Source organism: Spirochaetota bacterium, from assembly GCA_004297825.1.
In the GTDB taxonomy this organism is placed as follows: domain Bacteria; phylum Spirochaetota; class UBA4802; order UBA4802; family UBA5368; genus FW300-bin19.
Map to the genome: position 1 here is coordinate 1 of SCSX01000064.1, position 18216 is coordinate 18216.

Here is an 18216-nt window from a genome sequence, read left to right on the forward strand (position 1 = left end):
TTTTCTCCGTATCCGCGCATCCGCATCCCGTACAGACTGCCGGGGCGAAATCGCCCATTTTTCTCAACTCGCTAGTCACCTCGCCGCATCCTTTGCAGCGAAACTCATATACAGGCATATCCGGACCCCGAACCAGTTTTTATAAATGCGCCCTTTTTAAAACTACCACTGGTTATTCCCGCGTCAAATATTTTCTGCATATCACATCCCGGGCCGGAAACGTTAAAATTGGGAATGGTATGGATAAATTATTGCATAAATTCCTTAAAAAATGCGAGACTGTCGGAGCTTTTCAGGCGGGACGAATGAATATACTGCTAACCAACGACGATGGCATTAATGCCGCGGGCATCAATATTTTGGCGCGCATTCTATGCGAGCGTCATGAAATCTATGTAATCGCGCCCCACGAGGAAAAAAGCGCCTGTTCGAGCGCAATAACCGTCCGCAGGGGCCTCGCGGTTGAAAAATTGTCGGATAACCGGTTTTCCGTGGAGGGATTTCCCGCAGACTGCGTTAATATCGGTCTGCATTCGGGGCTAATTCCGGAAATGGACCTCGTAATCTCAGGTATCAATCACGGGCCAAACCTGGGGGATGACGTTTATTTTTCCGGAACGGTAGCCGGGGCGCGCACCGCATTCATCTTCGGCACCTCCGGTATCGCGATTTCGATCGACTGTTTACGCACCTCCGATTATTTCGAAGCGGCATCCCGATTTATCATGGAATACATTGATCCGATAGGCGACTCACATATCCCGCATCCGTTCTGTCTCAACATCAATTATCCCGACATACCTGCCGACGAAATATCGGGCATCCGATATTGTTCCCTTTCAAAACGCCGCTACATCGATAATTACATCATAACCGACCGGCATGAGGGGGGGATGCACCTCCAGCTCAATGGGTCGATAGAAACCGACGAGGTGGAATCCACCGACTATTACGAACTGCAGCGGGGCGCGATAGCGATAACACCCCTGACCCTGGATTCGACCGACTACCCGCTCCTTCAATCCATGTCCAAGGGTGAACGTCCATGGAAGAAGTGAATATAAATGAAAAAATCGGGGCTTTCTTAAAATCCGCGACTGCACGTTGCACAGTAAAGGACTTTTCCGCGGCCATCGAGGATCTCAAGGCCGCAGAGGTACTCGACCGGGAAAACCCGGTGGTTCTCTACAATCTTGGCATCTGCTACACCCGGACGGGGCTGCACAGGACGGCATTTGAGTATTTCGAAAAGCTCGTGAAGCTTCCCGCATCATTTGTCGACATCCTGACAGTCAGAAAACTCGCGGCGTATTGCCTGATACAGATTAATGAGTTCCGAGGCGCCCTGTTTCATCTTGAAACGGGACTCAAACTCAACCCGCATGATGTAATTGCCCTGAATATGAAAGGATATTGCCAGGAAAAACTCGGCTTGCTTCCGGACGCAAAGCAGACCTACGGGGTAATACTTTCCATTGAGCCATCAAATCCGACCGCGTGTAATTCACTAGCCTATGTAATCGCCAAGACCGGCGGGGATCTCAACCAGGCCCTGCTCCTGTCAAAAAGGGCCGTTGAAGCAAGGCGCGAAAACCCGGCCTACCTGGATACCCTTGGCTATATACAGCTCTTAAAAGGGAACCGTGAAAGCGCTAAAAATTTCCTGAAAAAAGCTTATACCCGCTTTCCGGACTCAGAGGAAATTAAAGCCCACCTTCGAGAGCTTTTGCACCTTGATCATGAGAATAAATAAATAATTCTATTATATTTTTTCAATCCTGCCGATTCTATCAATAGATAAACTCCACGGAAGGAGGTTACGGAAATGGAAGTCGGAACACTCGCGCATACCAGCCAAATCACACGCCACGCCCAGTTCAATGACAGCCACGCGCCCGTCAGGGGTGCCGACATACAGCCATTGCCGGCCGGATCCAATTTTGATTTTGACAGGGTCGTGATGAACATGGAAGAGGTGAAAAACCTGCTCTACGTTGTGCTCGGCGGAGGACCGGGCCGTGTGAATACCAGCAGCCATCTCGGGTCCCTTGTTAATAAGCTTGCGTAATGCTGCGCGTTCGTCTTAGGAAAAGTTTGGCGCAGCGCCGATGCGCCGGCTACGTCGTCCCGTCATCCAAAGTATAACGGCCGGTTAAAATTGTTATAAAAAGTTGTTGACGTAAAAATTCAATACTTGATAAGTATTTATTCATAAAAAAATTATTGTAAATATCCATAAAGTCTCTGAAACATACTATGAGGAGTGCATGCTCCCCGGTTTGGGGCGATCGGAAACGATGAGCAGGGAATTACAGGATAGGGCGGAGAATCTCATTCGGGAGCTCAAGGAAGCCCTGGTACCAATTTCCGAAGAGTTAAGAAAGCTCAAGAGAACCGACGCCAGCCAGGAAACCAGGTATTGACACCGGAAAACGCGAGCATTGCAGAGGAAGAATATGCCGGCAAAAGGACAAAAACGCAAACAGCAGATCATCGATACTGCAAAAGAGATGTTCATACTGAATGGATTTCAGAGTACCCATATCGGGCAGGTCTGTGAAAAGCTTAATATCGCCCGGGGAACGGTGTACCAGTATTTCGGGAACAAAAGGGAAATATTATACGCAATTCTTGAAGCGGTCGAAGAGAAAATTGACGATATCATGGATCCGGACGACTTGAGGGATTTCCTCAAATCCAATCCCGTCCAAAAGGCCATGGTAAAATTCGAGTCAGAGCGCGTCGCTTCGTGCATTAGTACGATCCTTTCGGAACCTATCGTAATCAAGCTCATCTACAAAGACATCGCCGGCATCGACGAAGAGGTTATAACCCGGATCACCAAGTTTCTTGAATACATAACGAAAGTAGTCTCCCGTGACGTGGACGAAATCAAGCGGAAGGGTGTTTACAAGAAGAACGTTAATCCGGACATCACCGCGCTCATGCTTATCGGCGGTGTAATGTATGTCGTCTATGATTATGACCGCAAAAAGATGAACGTGCTCGACAAGGAAGTTGTAGAGGCCGTAGTCAGCAACTACCTTTACGGCGTGTTGAAATAGATCGAATCATTTTCCCTGACAAAAAGACCCGTGCAGCGGGTCTTTTTTATTCATTGACGGTTTAATTGACATAATGACCAATTCTGCGTACATTTCCTGCGCGTGATCGAACCTATGAATAAAACCCGGCTTAATCTTTCGTTTTGTATGCTCGCATTCCTGATGATTTCCATGCCCGCCCTGGCCGAGGACTCAATCGATTCGCGCCTTATTTCTAAAATTATCAGTTCCTCCGAAGAAGACATGCGGGAAGCCCGGGACTACATCGCGCTCAACAAGCCCGTTTCCCTGCTCCCCTCCCTCAAAAAAATCATCCTGGCTAACCCCACCGAAAAGAAAGGAGCCCTGGCATTTCGAGCCCTGCAAAGTTTTCCCATTAAGGAAAGCCTGTCCACCTGGCTGGATATGCTCCGCACCACCCAGTCTGTATCGTTGAAAAAGGAAATAATAGATTTCATTTCAACTACAGGCGAGCGCGGAATCGTACCACACCTGGTGGAGGAGCTGAAAAGCCCGCACCATGATGTGCGTGAAAGTGCTATTCTCGGACTAAAGAGAATCGGTGATGACCGCATGCTGCCCTACATGCTTAATTTTTCGCGAGACCCTAATCCCATTTACCGGGTATATGCGCTCCAGGCCTTCTTTCATATTTATGACCGGCGCATCAATGATATCCTCATGGAGCTGATAAAAGATGACAATAAATCGGTCCGATACTTCACGCTAAAATGCATAGAAAACCACAAGCTTACCGATTATCTTGTCACTATCAGGAACCTCGCCCTCAATGACCCGGAGTGGGAGGTACGGGTTAAATCTATCACCATCATGCGCGCATTCAATGACCGGGAAAATCTTTATGTGTTGCTCCAGTGCCTTGCCGATAAACACCGCGAAATTCGATACGCCGCGGCAGTGAGTCTCCTGGAAGTGGTGAACGCGGGCTCGTCATACCAGGTCTCAACCCAGCTCGATCTTGAAACCGACGATGAAATCAAGGATATGCTGCTCGAGATGCTGCTCAAATCCCGGAGCACGGGCGGCATGAAGGGATTTGAAAGAATCCTGATGCACGACCAGAACAGGGCGCTCAAGATCAAGGCAGCCTTTGCGCTTGGCGAAATAGGAGATCCGTCCGCGCTGCCCCTCCTTCTGCAGTCGCTTGATGCGGCCCAGGACAGCTTCCTCAAGGCGGAACTCAGTAATACAATCGGCCTCTTCAGGGGCCAGCCCGGAAGCGCGCAACGCCTCCTGCCGGGACTCGGGGCCTCCAACACCCAGTACCTGAGACTGGCCTCCCTGTACGCAATCGAACGGCTGCAGGACAGGGCCGTGACTCCGCAACTTTTTTCGATATTCAGTTCCGAAAAGGAACCCGTGATGCGTGAAAAGCTCAGGGAACTGGTTCAACAGTTCCTGGAGAGGTGACACGAAATGCGAATCGCTCTGGCACAGATAAATCCTATAATCGCCGATATCGAGGGCAATGCACGGAAAATCATCCGGTACATCGGCCTCGCGAAGGACACCGGGGCGGACCTCGTCGTATTCCCGGAGCTTGCCACCATCGGGTACCCTCCGATGGACCTGCTCGAACGAGACAAGCTTATCGACGACAACCTGGCGGCGGCCGGAGAGATCGCCCGCCATGCGGACGGTATCGCGGTTATCTGCGGAATGGTCGAGTTCGATGTACACAACAAACCCATGCTCTTCAACACCGCTGCCTTTATGGAAAACGGCCATATCCAGGCCCGGTATCACAAGGTGCTGCTTCCCACGTATGACGTCTTCGACGAGTTGCGTTATTTTTCTCCCGGCAGGAATATCCACCCATTTACGTTTATGGGGAAGAAAATCGGCACCTGCATCTGCGAGGATATCTGGAACGATTCCGACTACGAAAGCTCCTCCATGGAACTGCGGCGTTACCCGGTCGATCCCGTGCGCGCGCTGGCGGCATTATCCATAGACGTGCTTATCAATATTTCGGCGTCCCCGTATGTGAAGGGAAAAAATACCGTCAAGTGGGAGATGATCTCCGGAATAGCGCGGCGCGAATCGGTCCCCATCCTTTACGTAAACCAGGTAGGGGGAAACGACAGCCTCGTATTCGACGGAAACAGCTTTTTCCTGAATGCCCGGGGGGAGTTCATTGCCCGGGCCCGGGGATTCGAGGAGGACCTCGTCGTCGTCGATCTCGATATCCCGGAAACGATCGGTTATCCCGTGGAAGACGAGCTCGAGGATGTGCGCAGGGCACTGGTCCTGGGACTGCGCGATTACGTGAGAAAATGCGGATTTTCAAAGGTCGTCATCGGGCTCAGCGGGGGCATCGATTCGGCCCTCACGGCGGCGATCGCCGCCCAGGCGCTCGGACCCGAAAACGTCACGGGCATTACGATGCCTTCGGTCTACTCGTCCCGGGGAAGCGTGGACGACTCGGCGGCGCTCGCGCGCAATCTGGGGATTCGTGTCGAGACCATACCGATCATGCAGATTTTCGATTCTTACCGGTCCATGCTCAAGCCGGTTTTTTCGAACATGCCCGAGGACGTTGCGGAGGAAAACATCCAGGCGCGCATCCGCGGCAATCTCCTCATGGCGGCGAGCAACAAGTTCGGGAGCATGCTTCTCACCACGGGCAACAAGTCCGAGCTCGCCATGGGATACTGTACCCTTTACGGCGACATGTCCGGCGGGCTGGCGGTAATATCGGACCTCCCCAAGACCCTCGTCTATCGGCTTGCGTATCACGTCAACCGGGATCGGGAGATCATCCCCGTCGCGACCATCGAAAAACCCCCGTCCGCGGAGCTCCGGGAGAACCAGAAGGACGAGGACAGCCTTCCCCCCTATGCCCTGCTCGATCAGATACTCGAACTGTACATAGAGAAAATGAACTCCGCCGGGGAGATTATCGCCCTGGGGTATCCCGCGCACGTGGTCCGCGACGTGCTTGCCAAAGTCGACAGGAACGAGTACAAGCGTCGCCAGGGGGCGCCGGGGCTCAAGATCACCTCCAAGGCATTCGGCTCGGGCAGGAGGATCCCCATCGCCCAGAGGTATAAGCCCTGAATCGGCAGCCTGGCCGAATTTCTTTCCGCCGGCTCTTCCCCCTGGCATTTTCTTCATCGCCCCTCATAAATACTTATTGAATGAACCCGCGCCCGCCTGCTATACTTTTCCGGGAACCAGGGAAATGACCGGTATGGAAACTCAGGGGATACCGCTGCGGGTGCTGGCGCTGGAGGACGACAGGCTCGTCCGGCGCATACTCGAAGACACGCTCAGGGAAGAATGCGAATTCCTCGCGGTGGCCACCTATGCGGCGTTCCAGGATGTCCTCGTGCGGTTCAACCCGGACATCGTGCTGCTCGATGTTCTCCTTCCCGACGGGGACGGGTTCGAAATCTGCCGCGCGCTGCGCATGAACCACCAGTATGAAAAACTCTTCATCCTCATGCTCACCGCGGCCGATGAAAAGGACTCGATCGAACGCGGCTACGCATCGGGCGCAAACGATTATATACGCAAGCCGTTCATTCCCTACGAGGTGAAATCGAAGATACTCAGCTATAAGAAAATCATCGATTTTCAAAGCAAGCTGTTTACGGCCTTCAATTACCAGCTCGAGTTTTCGAAGAAGCTCTATTTCGTAAACAGGCTTATGCAGAAAAACATAGATGTGTCCGATATGCCCTCACTGCTGTCGGAATTGAAGATGTTCAACGAAATTCTGGACGTCGGGTATATCGAAGTCGTCCGGCGGGACCGAAACGGAAAACCGGTTTCAATGTACGACCATTCGTTCCTCAAGGACGACGCCCCCCTTCGTTTTGAACGCATCGTCAGGAATTATGGCGGTTTCGAGGACATGGAAACGGGACCCGCATCCTTTCGAATTCAAAGGAAGTCGGGGACCGATACTACTCACTGCATAATCAGTCCCATCACCTTTGGCAGCACCGTGGCGGGATACCTGATGCTCCAGCGCGGCCGGGAATTCGATTCCGATGAAAAAAACCTCGTTTCCCTCTGTACGGATTTCGCCTCGATGATGTTCAGGCGCATCTCCATCCAGCACGAGCTCGATACGCAGTACGAACGCTACAAGGCCGAGATCGCAAAGGTCCGCAAAATCCAGGCCGCCGCGCTTCCCGATTTCAGCGCATTATTCGGTTACGATATCGGCTACACCTTCATGCCCGCCGATGACATCAGCGGGGATTTTTTCGACGGCTTCTACCTGGATGATTCCACCTACCAGATCGTGCTCTGCGACGTCTCAGGACACGGAATGGCGTCGTCCTACGTGGGAAATGAAATCCGGTCCCTGTTCAGGAGTATCTCCCGTCCGGATCTATCCCCCGGTGCGACGCTGACCGAGGTGAATCGCCTGCTCTTCCAAGACATCTCCGAAATCAATTATTTCGGAACGGCCATCCTGTGTAGAATTAATCTCCACCTGGGGGAGCTTGTTATCGCATCCGCGGGGCACCCGCCCGTGATCTGGTACAGGGAGCGCGATGAATCCAACCGCATGCTGGATAGCACCGGGCCGCTGCTCGGATTTTTCGACAATGCCACGTTTGGGGAGGACGTGCTCGCCCTGTCACCGGGCGATGCGGTATTATTCTACACCGACGGCGTCACGGAAACATTTTCACCGGAAACCGGGGAATTTTACGGGGAATTGAGACTCCTTAAGCACTTCATGGAAATCGCGCCCCTGGATTCGCGCGAAATCATCCAGGAAATAATCGGCAGCGTGTACGAGTTCAACGAGTACACCAACCAGGCCGACGATATCACCATGATATGCATTAAAAGGCGCGAGAATCCTTTCGCTTGAACGCGCTCAGCCTGAAGTCATCCAGGATATTCGAGGCGACCTCCATGAGCTGCAAAATCGCTCCATATCCGGTGAGTCCCTGGTACAATTCAACGACCTTCTTCCCGCGCTCCTTTTCAATGAACAGCTTGTCGAATCGAAGCGGAATCTCCCAATCCGGTGATCGCATTCCAAGGAGTTCCTCGCACAGATCGTGGACATCGTGCAATTCGAACGCGCATTCCTTCATGTAATTATTCCTGTCTTTTTCAATTTCCATCTCGCGCGACGGAGCCGCCTGCCTGTTCAGGATCATGACATGGTCGAGGATGCGCTTCGCGTACCTGGTGCCCGACGGCAGCGCGAGAAAATTAAGCCTTTCCTCGATTTCGATTATCCTGGCCTTTGCGATATCGTTCGAAATGAGCCAGAATACGGGGAAATGATATAATGCGAACTCCGAGATGGCCCCGTAACAGTGGACGATTTCGAGCTCGGCCTGCGGGTGGAAATAGACGGGGGTGTATTTTTTCACCCTGGCCATGTTGTCTTCCATGATACGGTCGACAAGCCGGGTGAAGCTTTTCGCGTTCTTTTTCTTTTCGTACTTTTCCCTGGTTTTTTCGAAATTGGCGATTTCCGCGAAGATAAAGGCCTCCAGGTTCATCCGGTTCTTTATCGCGACCAGGAGCCTGTCTTCGAAGGCGTCGGCATTGAACCAGGATTTGCTGTATTTTTTGGCGTACCCGGCATATTTACCCCTGAGCTTGGCGATGAGCGTCTGTACCTCGCGATCGGTCAGCGGCATGGCAGGAATCCCCTCGTTCCCTGGTTGACAGCAGGCGCCCGCCGGGAAATATTCGGACCCGCATAGTGAAAAATACTTGTTTAAAATAGGCAATAGTTTTTTAAATTCAGTTCAGGTTTCGTCACCCGGGCCCGTCGGATACGGTCCGGTGACCCACCGGGGAGGAGAGGTACTTATGGGAATCACCTACAGGGACGCCGGCGTCGATGTCGACGGGGGGAACCGTTTCGTGAAACGCATTGCGCCGATCGTGAAGGCGACCTTCAGCGAGAAGGTTATCACCGATATAGGCGGTTTCGGCGCGCTCTACTCCGGGGCCTTCCCGGGCATGGAAGAACCGGTACTCGTATCCGGAACCGACGGCGTGGGCACCAAGCTGAAAATCGCCCAGATGATGAACAAGCACGACACCATTGGCGTGGATGCCGTGGCGATGTGCGTGAACGATATCCTGGTCTCGGGTGCGGCCCCGCTTTTTTTCCTCGACTACATCGCCTGCGGCAGGCTTCATGAGGATACCCTTGTCTCGGTGGTGAGCGGTATCGCGCATGGATGCACCCTGGCGGGATGCAGCCTGGTGGGGGGAGAAACTGCGGAGCATCCGGCGGTAATGGCGCCCGACGAATACGATATCGCGGGGTTTTCGGTCGGCGTGGTCGACAGGAAGAAAATCATCAACGGGTCGAGCATTAAGCCGGGAGATGTAATTATCGGACTCCCCTCGTCGGGTCTGCATTCCAACGGGTATTCCCTCGCACGGAAACTGCTTTTCGATATTAAAAAGTATTCCGTCGACACCAGGATCGACGAGCTGGGATCGACCCTTGGAGAGGCCCTGCTTACCCCGACCAGGATCTATTGCAAAAGCATACTGGGCGCGCTTTCCGGCGGCGCCTCGATCAAGGGAATGGTGCATATCACTGGAGGCGGGTTCTACGAAAACATTCCCCGCATCCTGCCCGAAGGCGCCGCCGTCAGGATTGAACTCGGTAAAATTCACCCGCATCCGCTTTTCCCTTTCATTCAGAGGGAGGGAGCGATCGAAGGCCGCGAAATGTACACGACGTTTAATATGGGAATAGGCCTTATGATCGTTGTAACTTCGAAGGATGCGGATTCTCTCATTGCAGCACTGGTGAAATCCGGGGAAGCCCCCGCGATAATCGGCGATGTGATTCAATTCAACGACGCGAAGGTGATTCTCGCCTGAAATAAAGACCAAGGAGTTCTTGATGCGCACCTCGAAAATAGCAGCGCTTTTATTCGTCCTTTTCCTCATCATTCCGCGCGCGTCATATTCCGCGAATGCCGACAGCACCTTCCGCGCGTGGGGCTATTTGAATTACACCCTGCTTTTCTCACCGGACTGGGTGTTCACGATCATGCCGGGTTACAGCTACGAATTCAGCCGGAACGATGCGGATTCAGCCGCCCCCCACGGTGCTCAGTCGAGCGTGCTGAATGAGCTTTATTTCGGTCCCGCATATGTCGTCCAGGCGGGCGAGTTCACCCTGAAGCTCCCCTTCTGGTACAGCTTCCAGGGATATCCCACGGCCTATCGTGACATGTATCACTTTTCACATAACCTTGACTTTCTCCCTGTCATCCAGTTCACGCACAATGGGCTTGAACTAATTACCCGTTTATTCTTGGAAAATAAGTTCCATACCACGCGGGTTCCCGAGGGAAGCAACAAGCAGGGTTACAGTCTCCAGTTTCGCCCGCTTGTCCGCGTGAATTACTGGCTTACGAGCAGTGTCGCACTTACCTTGGCGGACGAGGCCTATTTGGGGCTGGTGCAGGACAGCAATAACAAGTCCGGCCCGGAGCCCGGGTTCGCGCGCAAGGGATTCTCGGAGAACAGGTTTATGGCGGGAATGGAATACAAGTTTTCCCCGTTTACCTCGATCGCGCCCCAGTACATGCTTCGTACCCTGTACGACCCCGCTTCCTCGCACAAGCTGCTGGGCATCGATCACTGCGCATTCATCCAGTTTAATTATATCGTAAGACTCTGACCGGACCGGTCGCGCGGTTCCGATATCGTCCCTCATCCGGAGGCGCCGGGATTGTTCCCGGCGCCATTCATCGCCGCATGCGTATCGCCGCGCATATTCACTTGACAATAATTCCGGAAACCTCATACTTTCGCCATGCACCGGGAAACCGAATCGCGCAAAGTTGAGCGAAAAGCCAAGCTTCTGCTCATGCAAAAGGAAATCCCGCCGGCCAAGATGAACGTCGTCCGCGCCCTCATGAACAACCCGGAGCTTCTGCCCGAGGAACGGTACAATGCCATCATTTCGCTCATCAGGGGCTGCCCCGATAAACCGCAGAATTCCGTCCAGCCCGCCCGTACCAGGACCCTCTCCGCGCGGAATGCCGTCGTTCGAACGATCCAGGTCCAGCCGGAAAGCCATATCGAAACGAATTCCCGCTCCCTTTTTCTTCTCTACCGGAAATATCGTTCGTTGAAACTCTTTAAAACCAGGTATATAATCCACGCCGCCAACAGGTTCGGATTTGCCATCAGGCGAAGGCTGGTCCCGTCTCCGCGTCTGATGAAAGCCCTCAGGGAATTGTCAGTATACCAGGAGAAGGTGGCGTTCGCCCTCCCGGATGTCATGATCGAGATTTTGAAGGATCCTGCGATGGAGGATCCGACCATATTTAACTATATCCGGCTTCTGCATCGATGGCTCATGCGCTTCCCGCTCGTGTCCCTCGACCAGGAAACCCTGAGATGGATGGACCGGAGCGCGTTCGAATCGGAGCTTCGCGGTTATCTTTATTCCTTTTTCTCCTTCCAGCGTGTCCAGGTAGACCTGTGCGAGCAGATCATTTCCGTCATCGAGGGGAAGCTTCGCATGCTCCCCGAATACAGGAAGCAGGAGGTGTTTCCAAACGACCCGGTACCCGTAAAAAATGAGAAGGAAAGAAATAATTCCCTTCGCGAGCGCCAGGTTATCGAGTACCTCATGCTCCTCCGTTCCTTCATCCCCCCGGGAATCCGCGCGGAGAACCGGATCTCGGCGCATCTGTCATCTCACTACGGCGTATCCTCGTTCGGCCACCTGCTCATGCTCCTGATGGAGATACTCGTTTTCTGGAAGGAAATCGAGCCGAAGAAGCTTGAGGAATTCCTGGAGATAGATCCTCCCCGCGTGAGCAAATCCGAGTGGGACTACAGCATGGATGAGCTCAGGCGGTTCGGCAAGGACGAGGAATCCAGGAGAAAGCGCCGTCTCGAGAGGGTGAAAGAGCAGTTGATCCCTTACGAGGAACTCTACCGTTACCTGAGTCTACAACCGGAAGGGCAGAGCCTCCTGTTCAGGGCATTCGAGATCCAGTGGAAAAGCATAGACCGCAGGCAGAAGGATTACGACTCAATATTCGAAGATGACTTTTTCACCTTTCTCGACGTGTGCCTAAATTATTTCAAGAATTGCTTTACGCCTTTCCTGGACGGTACCACGGTCTATTTCCTCGACGAGAAACGTAACCCGGTCGAAGGAAAAATATTCGATGCCGCCTGCTTCGCCGAAGATCTCGCGACGCTTTCTCAATTGACCGGCGAAATGCACGAATTTCGCAGTAAAAACCCGACCTTTGTTCTCTCCCGCAGCGAGCTTAAGCTTATCTTCCAGGGAAAGATGCGCTCGCTCGCCCATATGGAACGATTCATACGAGTCGCGGGTGATCTATTATACAGAATGGCGGCCGTTCATCACCGGCTGCTGATTCTTCACCAGCGCTGGATCGATGCGGGAGGGAACGCTGCATCGCCCATCGCATCCAGGGAACCGCTTACCCGAAAGCCGTCCGTTTCGTTTGACGAGGAGGGCGTACCCATTCCCTATTACCAGTGCACCGTCCGCGCCTTTGAACGGGAAGCTTCCTTGTCAAGGACCCTGCACGATAAGCCGGTGGCTCAGGCAATGGACGGGGGGCTGATAGGCTTCATTGCCGCATTCGCCTACCAGCTCGCCCTGGAGTGCATGAATGAAGAACTTTACAACGACCTCGCTGAGCGAAAGAATTTATTACGCGAATTGAAGGAACTCTCCGGTAAAAATGCATGAAATCAACGACCATCGTATGCTGTGCCTGCCTGCTGTTATTTTCGTTCTGTCTTCCCGTTTATTCCCAGGAAAAGGGGATCGCGGTCGTCCGAAGCCAGTTTGATCCTATGGAGAAAACGCTCGCCCTGTACAAGATACCGTGCACGCTTATTCGCTATGCAGACCTCGAGGATCCGCTCGTATTTGAAAGCTATAGGGCAATTTTTTTCCCTTCGGGAATAGAGAGCCCGCTCGAGGCGAACGTGAACATTCTCTCGCGGGGAACCTCAATCCAGGGAGTATTCCTGAAAGAAGACTATTACGAGGTCGATACGCATAAAGCGTATCAAAACATACGGGATTTTATCAAATCCGGTGGATTGGGATATTTTTCGGGGTTTTCTTACCATCTCCTCGACGGGGCATTCGGGGAATTTACCTTCTTCGATGATTTTCCATTCATGGGTCTCTCGGGACCCCTCGAGCTTTACCTGTATGGAGAGCTCAGGAGTTACTATTCCATGGACCGTCTCTCAAGGTCGGTCCCGCACTCCGGATGGGTGGCCCTCCAGTCGATAGGCGATTCAGAAACCCTGGCGGACGGGCAGTTCGATACTCCGCGGGGCACGCAAACGGGACCGATACTCGCGCGCCTGGAGCGCGGAAAGGGCGAAGCATATTATGCATCCTATTATGACGATGAGAGCACAAACGGCATAAAGAGATTTTTCACCTACAGGATCGCATTCAATGAAATGCTCAAGGCGGTTCAATCACGCGTGCACATGTGGGATCAGAAATACTTGGCCGGCATCGTCGATTCGGTCCTCCCCGGAGAAAGCTGCCGCAGCTATTCAATCCAGCTTTCGAAAGGAAGGCACACCCTGTACTTTCTTTCCAGGCAGGACTATTTCCAGGTCGACCTCCTCGACAAGAACAATGCGATCGTCGCCTCGACGCAGCCATGGCTTAAGGAATTCGAATGGCCCATCAAGGTTTCCCGGGACGCATCCTATACAATAAAAATATATCCCTATCCCGGGGGCCGATTCGTTCCCTACGCTTTTGCCGTGGGAAGCGGCTCCAGGCTCCTGCCCTATTGGAGGACCATTATCCTCGTGCTTTTTTTCGTTTCGATCATCGCCGGGCTTTCATGGCTATACAAGCTTGTCAACCCCCGAAAATATTCGGGAAGGTTCATATAAATTTCTTGCATTCAAATCGCCGCTGTCTCATTAATCCAGAACTAAAGCCGACCCCTTAATCATCGGGCAGGGCACTCATTCGCGCACACTACAAGACATGATCGGGAACAACAATGGGACGAGTCATCGCAGTTGCAAATCAGAAGGGCGGCGTGGGAAAAACCACGACGACCGTCAATGTCGCTGCCTTCCTCGCCGAGAAGGGTAAGCGGGTCCTTATCATTGATATCGATCCCCAGGGAAATGCGGGATTTGGCCTTGGAATCAACGTCGAGGAAATTGAGAACACCCTTTACGAGGTTCTCATCGCCCAGCATAAAATCGAGCAATCGCTGTTTAAAACGAACATCCAGAACCTGTATATCGTCCCCTCGAACATTCACCTGTCGGGCGCCCAGGTGGACCTGCTCGATTTCGAGCAGAAGGAATACCTGCTGAAAAAGGCCATCGCCCAGATAAAGGGCGAGTTCGACTACATCTTCATCGACAGCCCCCCTTCGCTCGGGATACTCACGCTCAACGCGCTCGTCGCCGCCGATTCCGTAATGATTCCCCTTCAGTGCGAGTACTATGCGCTCGAGGGACTCAGCCAGCTCCTGCGCATCATCGTAATGGTCCAGGAGAATCTCAACCGGGCATTAAAGATCGAGGGTGTCGTACTTACCATGTATGATTCCCGTACGAATCTCTCGCAGCAGGTCGTTTCGGACGTAAGGGAATACTTCAAGGAAAAGGTATTCAATTCCATCATACCCAGGAACGTCAAACTCTCCGAGGCGCCGTCGTTCGGAAAACCGATAGGCTTATATGATGCAGCGTGCGCCGGCAGCGAACGATATGCCAGTCTCGCGGAAGAGGTGTTGAAGAATGGCTAAAAAAGTACTCGGCAAGGGACTGGGCGCGATCATTTCCAGCTCCCCCGCGCCCATCGAGGAGTTCGAACACGCGTACAGCGACGCGAAAGACCGTATCGTCGAACTCGATATCAACCGGGTGCGCCCCAACCCCGACCAGCCGCGCGCCAATTTCGATGAGGACGAGATCTCGAACCTTGCGGAATCGATCATATCGGTCGGTCTTATCAGCCCCATAATCGTGCGCAAAGTGGAAGACGACTACTACGTCGTCGCGGGTGAACGCAGGCTGCGCGCCTGCAAAATCGCCGGTCTGCGCAAAATCAAGACCATCGTCATCGAAGCGACCGAGGAATCCAACCTCACGATCGCGCTCATCGAGAACATCCAGCGCACCAACCTGGACCCCATCGAGGAAGCGAAAGCCTTCCGGGTCCTTATAAACCGATTCAAGCTCAAGCAGCAGGATATCGCCCAGAAGGTGGGCAAGGACCGCGCAACTATCGCGAATCTCATGCGCCTTCTCACGCTTCCAGAGCAGATTCAGAGAGGGATATCGGAAGGAAAGATCAGTGTAGGACACGCCAAGGTTCTTCTCTCGGCGGCGCCCGAGAGGCAGAACGAGCTCTATAATGAAATCCTCCTTTCGGGGATCTCGGTTCGCGCGCTCGAAAACGTCGTTGAATCGGAAAAAGCTACGGCCGATAAAGGCGGCAAGAAAAAACAATCGGATAAAAGCGGCGCACGCAATCCCCACCTGCGTAAAATGGAGGAGACGCTGGTATCATACCTTGGCACCAAGGTGGATATACGGCATTCCGGAAAGCGCGGCAAGATAGAGATCAGTTATTATTCGCTGGATGATTTTGACCGGATAATGGACCTGCTCAAAATCAGGTGATCATTCCACTTCGATTTTAATTTTTTCAACACGGTCCGTATCGGTATCAAGAATCGAGACCGTCCGCTCCTCGCCCCGGTACACCGAGCCCGGATTAATTATCCTGGTTCCGTTCGAGAGATAGTTCTCGAAGTTGTGCGTGTGGCCCTTGATGATGTAGTCGTAATCGCCCGATGCGACCGCCTTCCGAAACATGGGGATATCGTTTCCATGGAACAGCATTATCCGCTTGCCGCCCGCGGTGAAGTCGCAGTACTCGTCCACGCACCCGAATCCCAGCGCCCTCGCCTTCTCGTTGATGACGTCGCAATCAAGGTCGCAATTGCCGAGCACGAACTTTGCCGGAATTCCATCGAACAACTCGATCAGCTTGGCCGAGGTGAGGTCTCCCGCGTGCACGACGAGGTCGACGTTCCGTTCCCTGAATACCTCGACCGCCTTCCGGACCATTTCCACATCATTATGCGTGTCCGAGATAATCCCGATCTTCATGCCGCCATCCGCACACGCTCCGCCTGGTGCCTCTACGACAGCCGGGAGCCCACGGGAATCGCCGGGTCGACCTCGATCAGCACCGGCTTATCCCCCTTTTCCTTCTTTGCGGCGAGCAGCATGCCGTAAGATTTTCGCTTGAACAGCGTGGCCGGCTTGAGATTCGCGACGAGGAGTATTTTTTTGTTCACGAGGTAGTCCGGCGTATAATGCTGGGCGATTCCGGCGATGATGATGCGGGTATCGAGCCCGGAATCCACCTTGAGCTCGAGAAGCTTATCGGAGCCGGGAATCGCCGCGGCCTCGAGAACCTGCGCCACCCTGATATCGATCCTGCCGAATTCGGATATATCCACCAGGCCGTCGTCCGTTATCGCCTGCTCGGTTTCCGGTTTCTGTTCCAATGGTTTTCCCTCCTTCTTCGGCGGTTCGGCCGCGGCGGTCTCTTTTTCAAGCCTTGGGTAAAGTATTCCGATATCGCGTATCGTCGCCCCATCGTCCAGAAGGTTCAGCGAGGTGATCTGGGCTTCATCGACAAATAGTATTTCTTTACCAAGGGCCTTCGCTATGGCGCGCGAGCCCACGGTGAGAACCGGGGAGAGCAGTACCGACAGGCCGGCGATCGATTCGATAAGGTTGCGCAGCGTCGAGGCGAGCTCCGCCGTTCGTTTCTCCCTCGCCATCTGCCAGGGTTTCGTATCGTCGATATACTTGTTCAGGAATCGAACGAAGTCCCAGAGCCGTTCGATTCCCGTGCTGAACTGGAAGCGGTCGATCGCGGCGAAATAGCCGTCCGCCGCAAGCCTGAATTTCTCCGTGATCCCGCCGCGGTCCGAGGGGTGCGCCGCGTCGAACGCGGGTACCTTTCCCTCGAAATATTTTTCAATCATGTTGAAGGCCCGCTTCACCAGGTTTCCCAGGTCGTTCGCAAGATCGTAATTGATCCGGTTGACGATCGAATCCTCGCTGAACTTCGCGTCGAGCCCAAAGGTCATCTCCCTCAGGAAGAAGTAGCGTATCTGGTCGCTCCCGAATTTCTGCACGAGATCCAGGGGCCGTACGACATTTCCCAAGCTCTTCGACATTTTCGCCTCTTCCATGTTCCAGTAGCCGTGCACATTAAGATGCAGGAAGGGCTCTATCCCCGCGGCCTTGAGCATGGTGGGCCAGAATACCCCGTGCGGCTTGACAATATCCTTCGCGATCAGATGGTGAGCCGCCGGCCAGTACGATTTGAACTTCGCGTCGTCAGGGAATCCGATTGCGCTTATATAATTGATGAGCGCGTCGAACCACACGTAAGTCACGTACTTGTCGTCGAAGGGGAGGGGGATCCCCCACTGCAGCCTGGTCCTGGGCCTTGAGATGCACAGGTCCTCCAGGGCTTCGTGCTTCAAGAGCGCGACCACCTCGTTCCTGTAACGGTCGGGCCGGATAAAATCGGGATTCTTTTCGATGTGCTCGATGAGCCATGACTGGTACTTGCCCATCCGGAAGAAGTAGTTGGTTTCCTCGATGTAGTCAAGGGGCGTATTGTGGTCCGGGCACTTGCCGTCCACCATGTCTTTCTCGGTAAAAAAGCGCTCGCACCCTACGCAGTAGTAGCCGCCGTAAGATCCAAAGTAAATGTCGCCGTTATCGTATACCTTTTGGAGCACCTGTTGAACGACGCGCTTATGCCGCTCCTCCGTCGTCCGGATGAAATCGTCGAAGCGCAGGTCCATTTCCGTCCACGTTTCCCGGAACTTTCGGCTGATACGGCTGGTATATTCCTCCGGCGTCGCGTTATTTTCCTGCGCCGCCTTTACGATCTTGTCGCCGTGCTCGTCCGTCCCCGTAAGGAAATAGGCATCGTAACCCCTGAGCGTATAGATGCGCTTTAAAAAATCGGCGAGTATGGTGGTATAGGCGTGGCCGATATGGGGCTCCGCGTTGACGTAATAGATGGGCGTGGTGACATAGAATTTTTTCTGCATGATGCTTCCCTGGGCGT

General features: G+C 53.4%; 17 protein-coding genes. 13 read left to right on the top strand and 4 right to left on the bottom strand.

Going from position 1 to position 18216, the window contains the following annotated elements; translation table 11 throughout:
• Positions 1 to 118, bottom strand: a 118-nt coding sequence (locus tag EPN93_13125; GenBank protein ID TAL33820.1) for a zinc ribbon domain-containing protein, incomplete at its 3' end; no start/stop codon positions are given.
• A gap of 121 nt (positions 119 to 239) precedes the next feature.
• Here EPN93_13125 and surE point away from each other — a divergent pair.
• The 7 genes from surE to EPN93_13160 all read left to right on the top strand — a co-directional run bounded on the left by surE (position 240) and on the right by EPN93_13160 (position 7923).
• Positions 240 to 1058, top strand: a complete 819-nt coding sequence (surE, locus tag EPN93_13130; GenBank protein TAL33821.1) for a 5'/3'-nucleotidase SurE — start codon at positions 240 to 242, stop codon at positions 1056 to 1058.
• Positions 1046 to 1753, top strand: a complete 708-nt coding sequence (locus tag EPN93_13135) for a tetratricopeptide repeat protein (protein ID TAL33822.1) — start codon at positions 1046 to 1048, stop codon at positions 1751 to 1753. The genes surE and EPN93_13135 overlap by 13 nt, the downstream gene beginning before the upstream one ends.
• 72 nt (positions 1754 to 1825) lie before the next feature.
• A complete protein-coding gene (locus EPN93_13140; protein TAL33823.1) occupies positions 1826 to 2068 on the top strand; it encodes a hypothetical protein in 243 nt (80 codons plus the stop codon).
• A 388-nt stretch (positions 2069 to 2456) separates the two neighbouring features.
• Positions 2457 to 3065 (top strand): TetR/AcrR family transcriptional regulator, encoded by a 609-nt coding sequence (locus tag EPN93_13145; GenBank protein TAL33824.1) that lies wholly within the window; start codon positions 2457 to 2459, stop codon positions 3063 to 3065.
• A 114-nt stretch (positions 3066 to 3179) separates the two neighbouring features.
• Entirely contained in the window at positions 3180 to 4496 is a 1317-nt protein-coding gene (locus EPN93_13150; GenBank protein TAL33825.1) for a HEAT repeat domain-containing protein, read from the top strand.
• Positions 4497 to 4502: 6 nt separating this feature from the next.
• On the top strand, positions 4503 to 6146 hold the full coding sequence (locus EPN93_13155; protein ID TAL33826.1) for an NAD+ synthase: 1644 nt from the start codon (positions 4503 to 4505) through the stop codon (positions 6144 to 6146).
• A gap of 124 nt (positions 6147 to 6270) precedes the next feature.
• Positions 6271 to 7923 carry a fused response regulator/phosphatase gene (locus tag EPN93_13160; GenBank protein ID TAL33827.1) on the top strand — a complete coding sequence of 551 codons (1653 nt, stop codon included), beginning with the start codon at positions 6271 to 6273 and terminating at the stop codon, positions 7921 to 7923.
• Here EPN93_13160 and EPN93_13165 read toward each other — a convergent pair.
• Positions 7895 to 8710 carry a hypothetical protein gene (locus EPN93_13165; protein ID TAL33828.1) on the bottom strand — a complete coding sequence of 272 codons (816 nt, stop codon included), beginning with the start codon at positions 8708 to 8710 and terminating at the stop codon, positions 7895 to 7897. The two genes, EPN93_13160 and EPN93_13165, sit on opposite strands and share 29 nt — an antisense overlap.
• Positions 8711 to 8885: 175 nt before the next feature.
• Between EPN93_13165 and EPN93_13170 the strand changes: the two genes are divergently transcribed.
• The 6 genes from EPN93_13170 to EPN93_13195 all read left to right on the top strand — a co-directional run bounded on the left by EPN93_13170 (position 8886) and on the right by EPN93_13195 (position 15731).
• Positions 8886 to 9920 (top strand): phosphoribosylformylglycinamidine cyclo-ligase, encoded by a 1035-nt coding sequence (locus EPN93_13170; protein ID TAL33829.1) that lies wholly within the window; start codon positions 8886 to 8888, stop codon positions 9918 to 9920.
• A gap of 22 nt (positions 9921 to 9942) precedes the next feature.
• Positions 9943 to 10728, top strand: a complete 786-nt coding sequence (locus EPN93_13175) for a DUF2490 domain-containing protein (GenBank protein TAL33830.1) — start codon at positions 9943 to 9945, stop codon at positions 10726 to 10728.
• 135 nt (positions 10729 to 10863) lie between these two features.
• A complete protein-coding gene (locus EPN93_13180; protein TAL33831.1) occupies positions 10864 to 12792 on the top strand; it encodes a hypothetical protein in 1929 nt (642 codons plus the stop codon).
• Positions 12789 to 13976: a hypothetical protein gene (locus EPN93_13185; GenBank protein TAL33832.1), complete on the top strand. Its 1188-nt coding sequence runs from the start codon at positions 12789 to 12791 to the stop codon at positions 13974 to 13976. The genes EPN93_13180 and EPN93_13185 overlap by 4 nt, the downstream gene beginning before the upstream one ends.
• Before the next feature lie 113 nt (positions 13977 to 14089).
• Positions 14090 to 14851: a ParA family protein gene (locus tag EPN93_13190; protein TAL33833.1), complete on the top strand. Its 762-nt coding sequence runs from the start codon at positions 14090 to 14092 to the stop codon at positions 14849 to 14851.
• Complete coding sequence (locus EPN93_13195) at positions 14844 to 15731, top strand: ParB/RepB/Spo0J family partition protein (GenBank protein ID TAL33834.1); 888 nt, start codon at positions 14844 to 14846, stop codon at positions 15729 to 15731. Before EPN93_13190 ends, EPN93_13195 begins: the two co-directional genes overlap by 8 nt.
• Here EPN93_13195 and EPN93_13200 read toward each other — a convergent pair whose 3' ends face one another.
• Together EPN93_13200 and metG are read right to left on the bottom strand one after the other, a co-directional pair.
• A complete protein-coding gene (locus EPN93_13200) occupies positions 15732 to 16223 on the bottom strand; it encodes a YfcE family phosphodiesterase (protein ID TAL33835.1) in 492 nt (163 codons plus the stop codon). It lies immediately after the preceding gene.
• 32 nt (positions 16224 to 16255) lie between these two features.
• The gene (metG, locus tag EPN93_13205) at positions 16256 to 18199 is read right to left on the bottom strand and encodes a methionine--tRNA ligase (protein ID TAL33836.1); all 1944 of its coding nucleotides are present in this window, start codon (positions 18197 to 18199) and stop codon (positions 16256 to 16258) included.
• Positions 18200 to 18216 lie beyond the last annotated feature (17 nt).

Excerpts from the sequence above, each read along its gene's own strand:
- EPN93_13145 (TAL33824.1), top strand. The coding sequence starts at position 2,457 with ATGCCGGCAAAAGGACAAAAACGCAAACAGCAGATCATCGATACTGCA.
- EPN93_13165 (TAL33828.1), bottom strand. The coding sequence starts at position 8,710 with ATGCCGCTGACCGATCGCGAGGTACAGACGCTCATCGCCAAGCTCAGG.
- EPN93_13200 (TAL33835.1), bottom strand. The coding sequence starts at position 16,223 with ATGAAGATCGGGATTATCTCGGACACGCATAATGATGTGGAAATGGTC.
- surE (TAL33821.1), top strand. The coding sequence starts at position 240 with ATGGATAAATTATTGCATAAATTCCTTAAAAAATGCGAGACTGTCGGA.
- EPN93_13195 (TAL33834.1), top strand. The coding sequence starts at position 14,844 with ATGGCTAAAAAAGTACTCGGCAAGGGACTGGGCGCGATCATTTCCAGC.
- EPN93_13180 (TAL33831.1), top strand. The coding sequence starts at position 10,864 with ATGCACCGGGAAACCGAATCGCGCAAAGTTGAGCGAAAAGCCAAGCTT.
- EPN93_13175 (TAL33830.1), top strand. The coding sequence starts at position 9,943 with ATGCGCACCTCGAAAATAGCAGCGCTTTTATTCGTCCTTTTCCTCATC.
- EPN93_13170 (TAL33829.1), top strand. The coding sequence starts at position 8,886 with ATGGGAATCACCTACAGGGACGCCGGCGTCGATGTCGACGGGGGGAAC.
- EPN93_13140 (TAL33823.1), top strand. The coding sequence starts at position 1,826 with ATGGAAGTCGGAACACTCGCGCATACCAGCCAAATCACACGCCACGCC.
- EPN93_13185 (TAL33832.1), top strand. The coding sequence starts at position 12,789 with ATGAAATCAACGACCATCGTATGCTGTGCCTGCCTGCTGTTATTTTCG.
- EPN93_13190 (TAL33833.1), top strand. The coding sequence starts at position 14,090 with ATGGGACGAGTCATCGCAGTTGCAAATCAGAAGGGCGGCGTGGGAAAA.
- EPN93_13135 (TAL33822.1), top strand. The coding sequence starts at position 1,046 with ATGGAAGAAGTGAATATAAATGAAAAAATCGGGGCTTTCTTAAAATCC.
- EPN93_13150 (TAL33825.1), top strand. The coding sequence starts at position 3,180 with ATGAATAAAACCCGGCTTAATCTTTCGTTTTGTATGCTCGCATTCCTG.
- metG (TAL33836.1), bottom strand. The coding sequence starts at position 18,199 with ATGCAGAAAAAATTCTATGTCACCACGCCCATCTATTACGTCAACGCG.
- EPN93_13155 (TAL33826.1), top strand. The coding sequence starts at position 4,503 with ATGCGAATCGCTCTGGCACAGATAAATCCTATAATCGCCGATATCGAG.
- EPN93_13160 (TAL33827.1), top strand. The coding sequence starts at position 6,271 with ATGACCGGTATGGAAACTCAGGGGATACCGCTGCGGGTGCTGGCGCTG.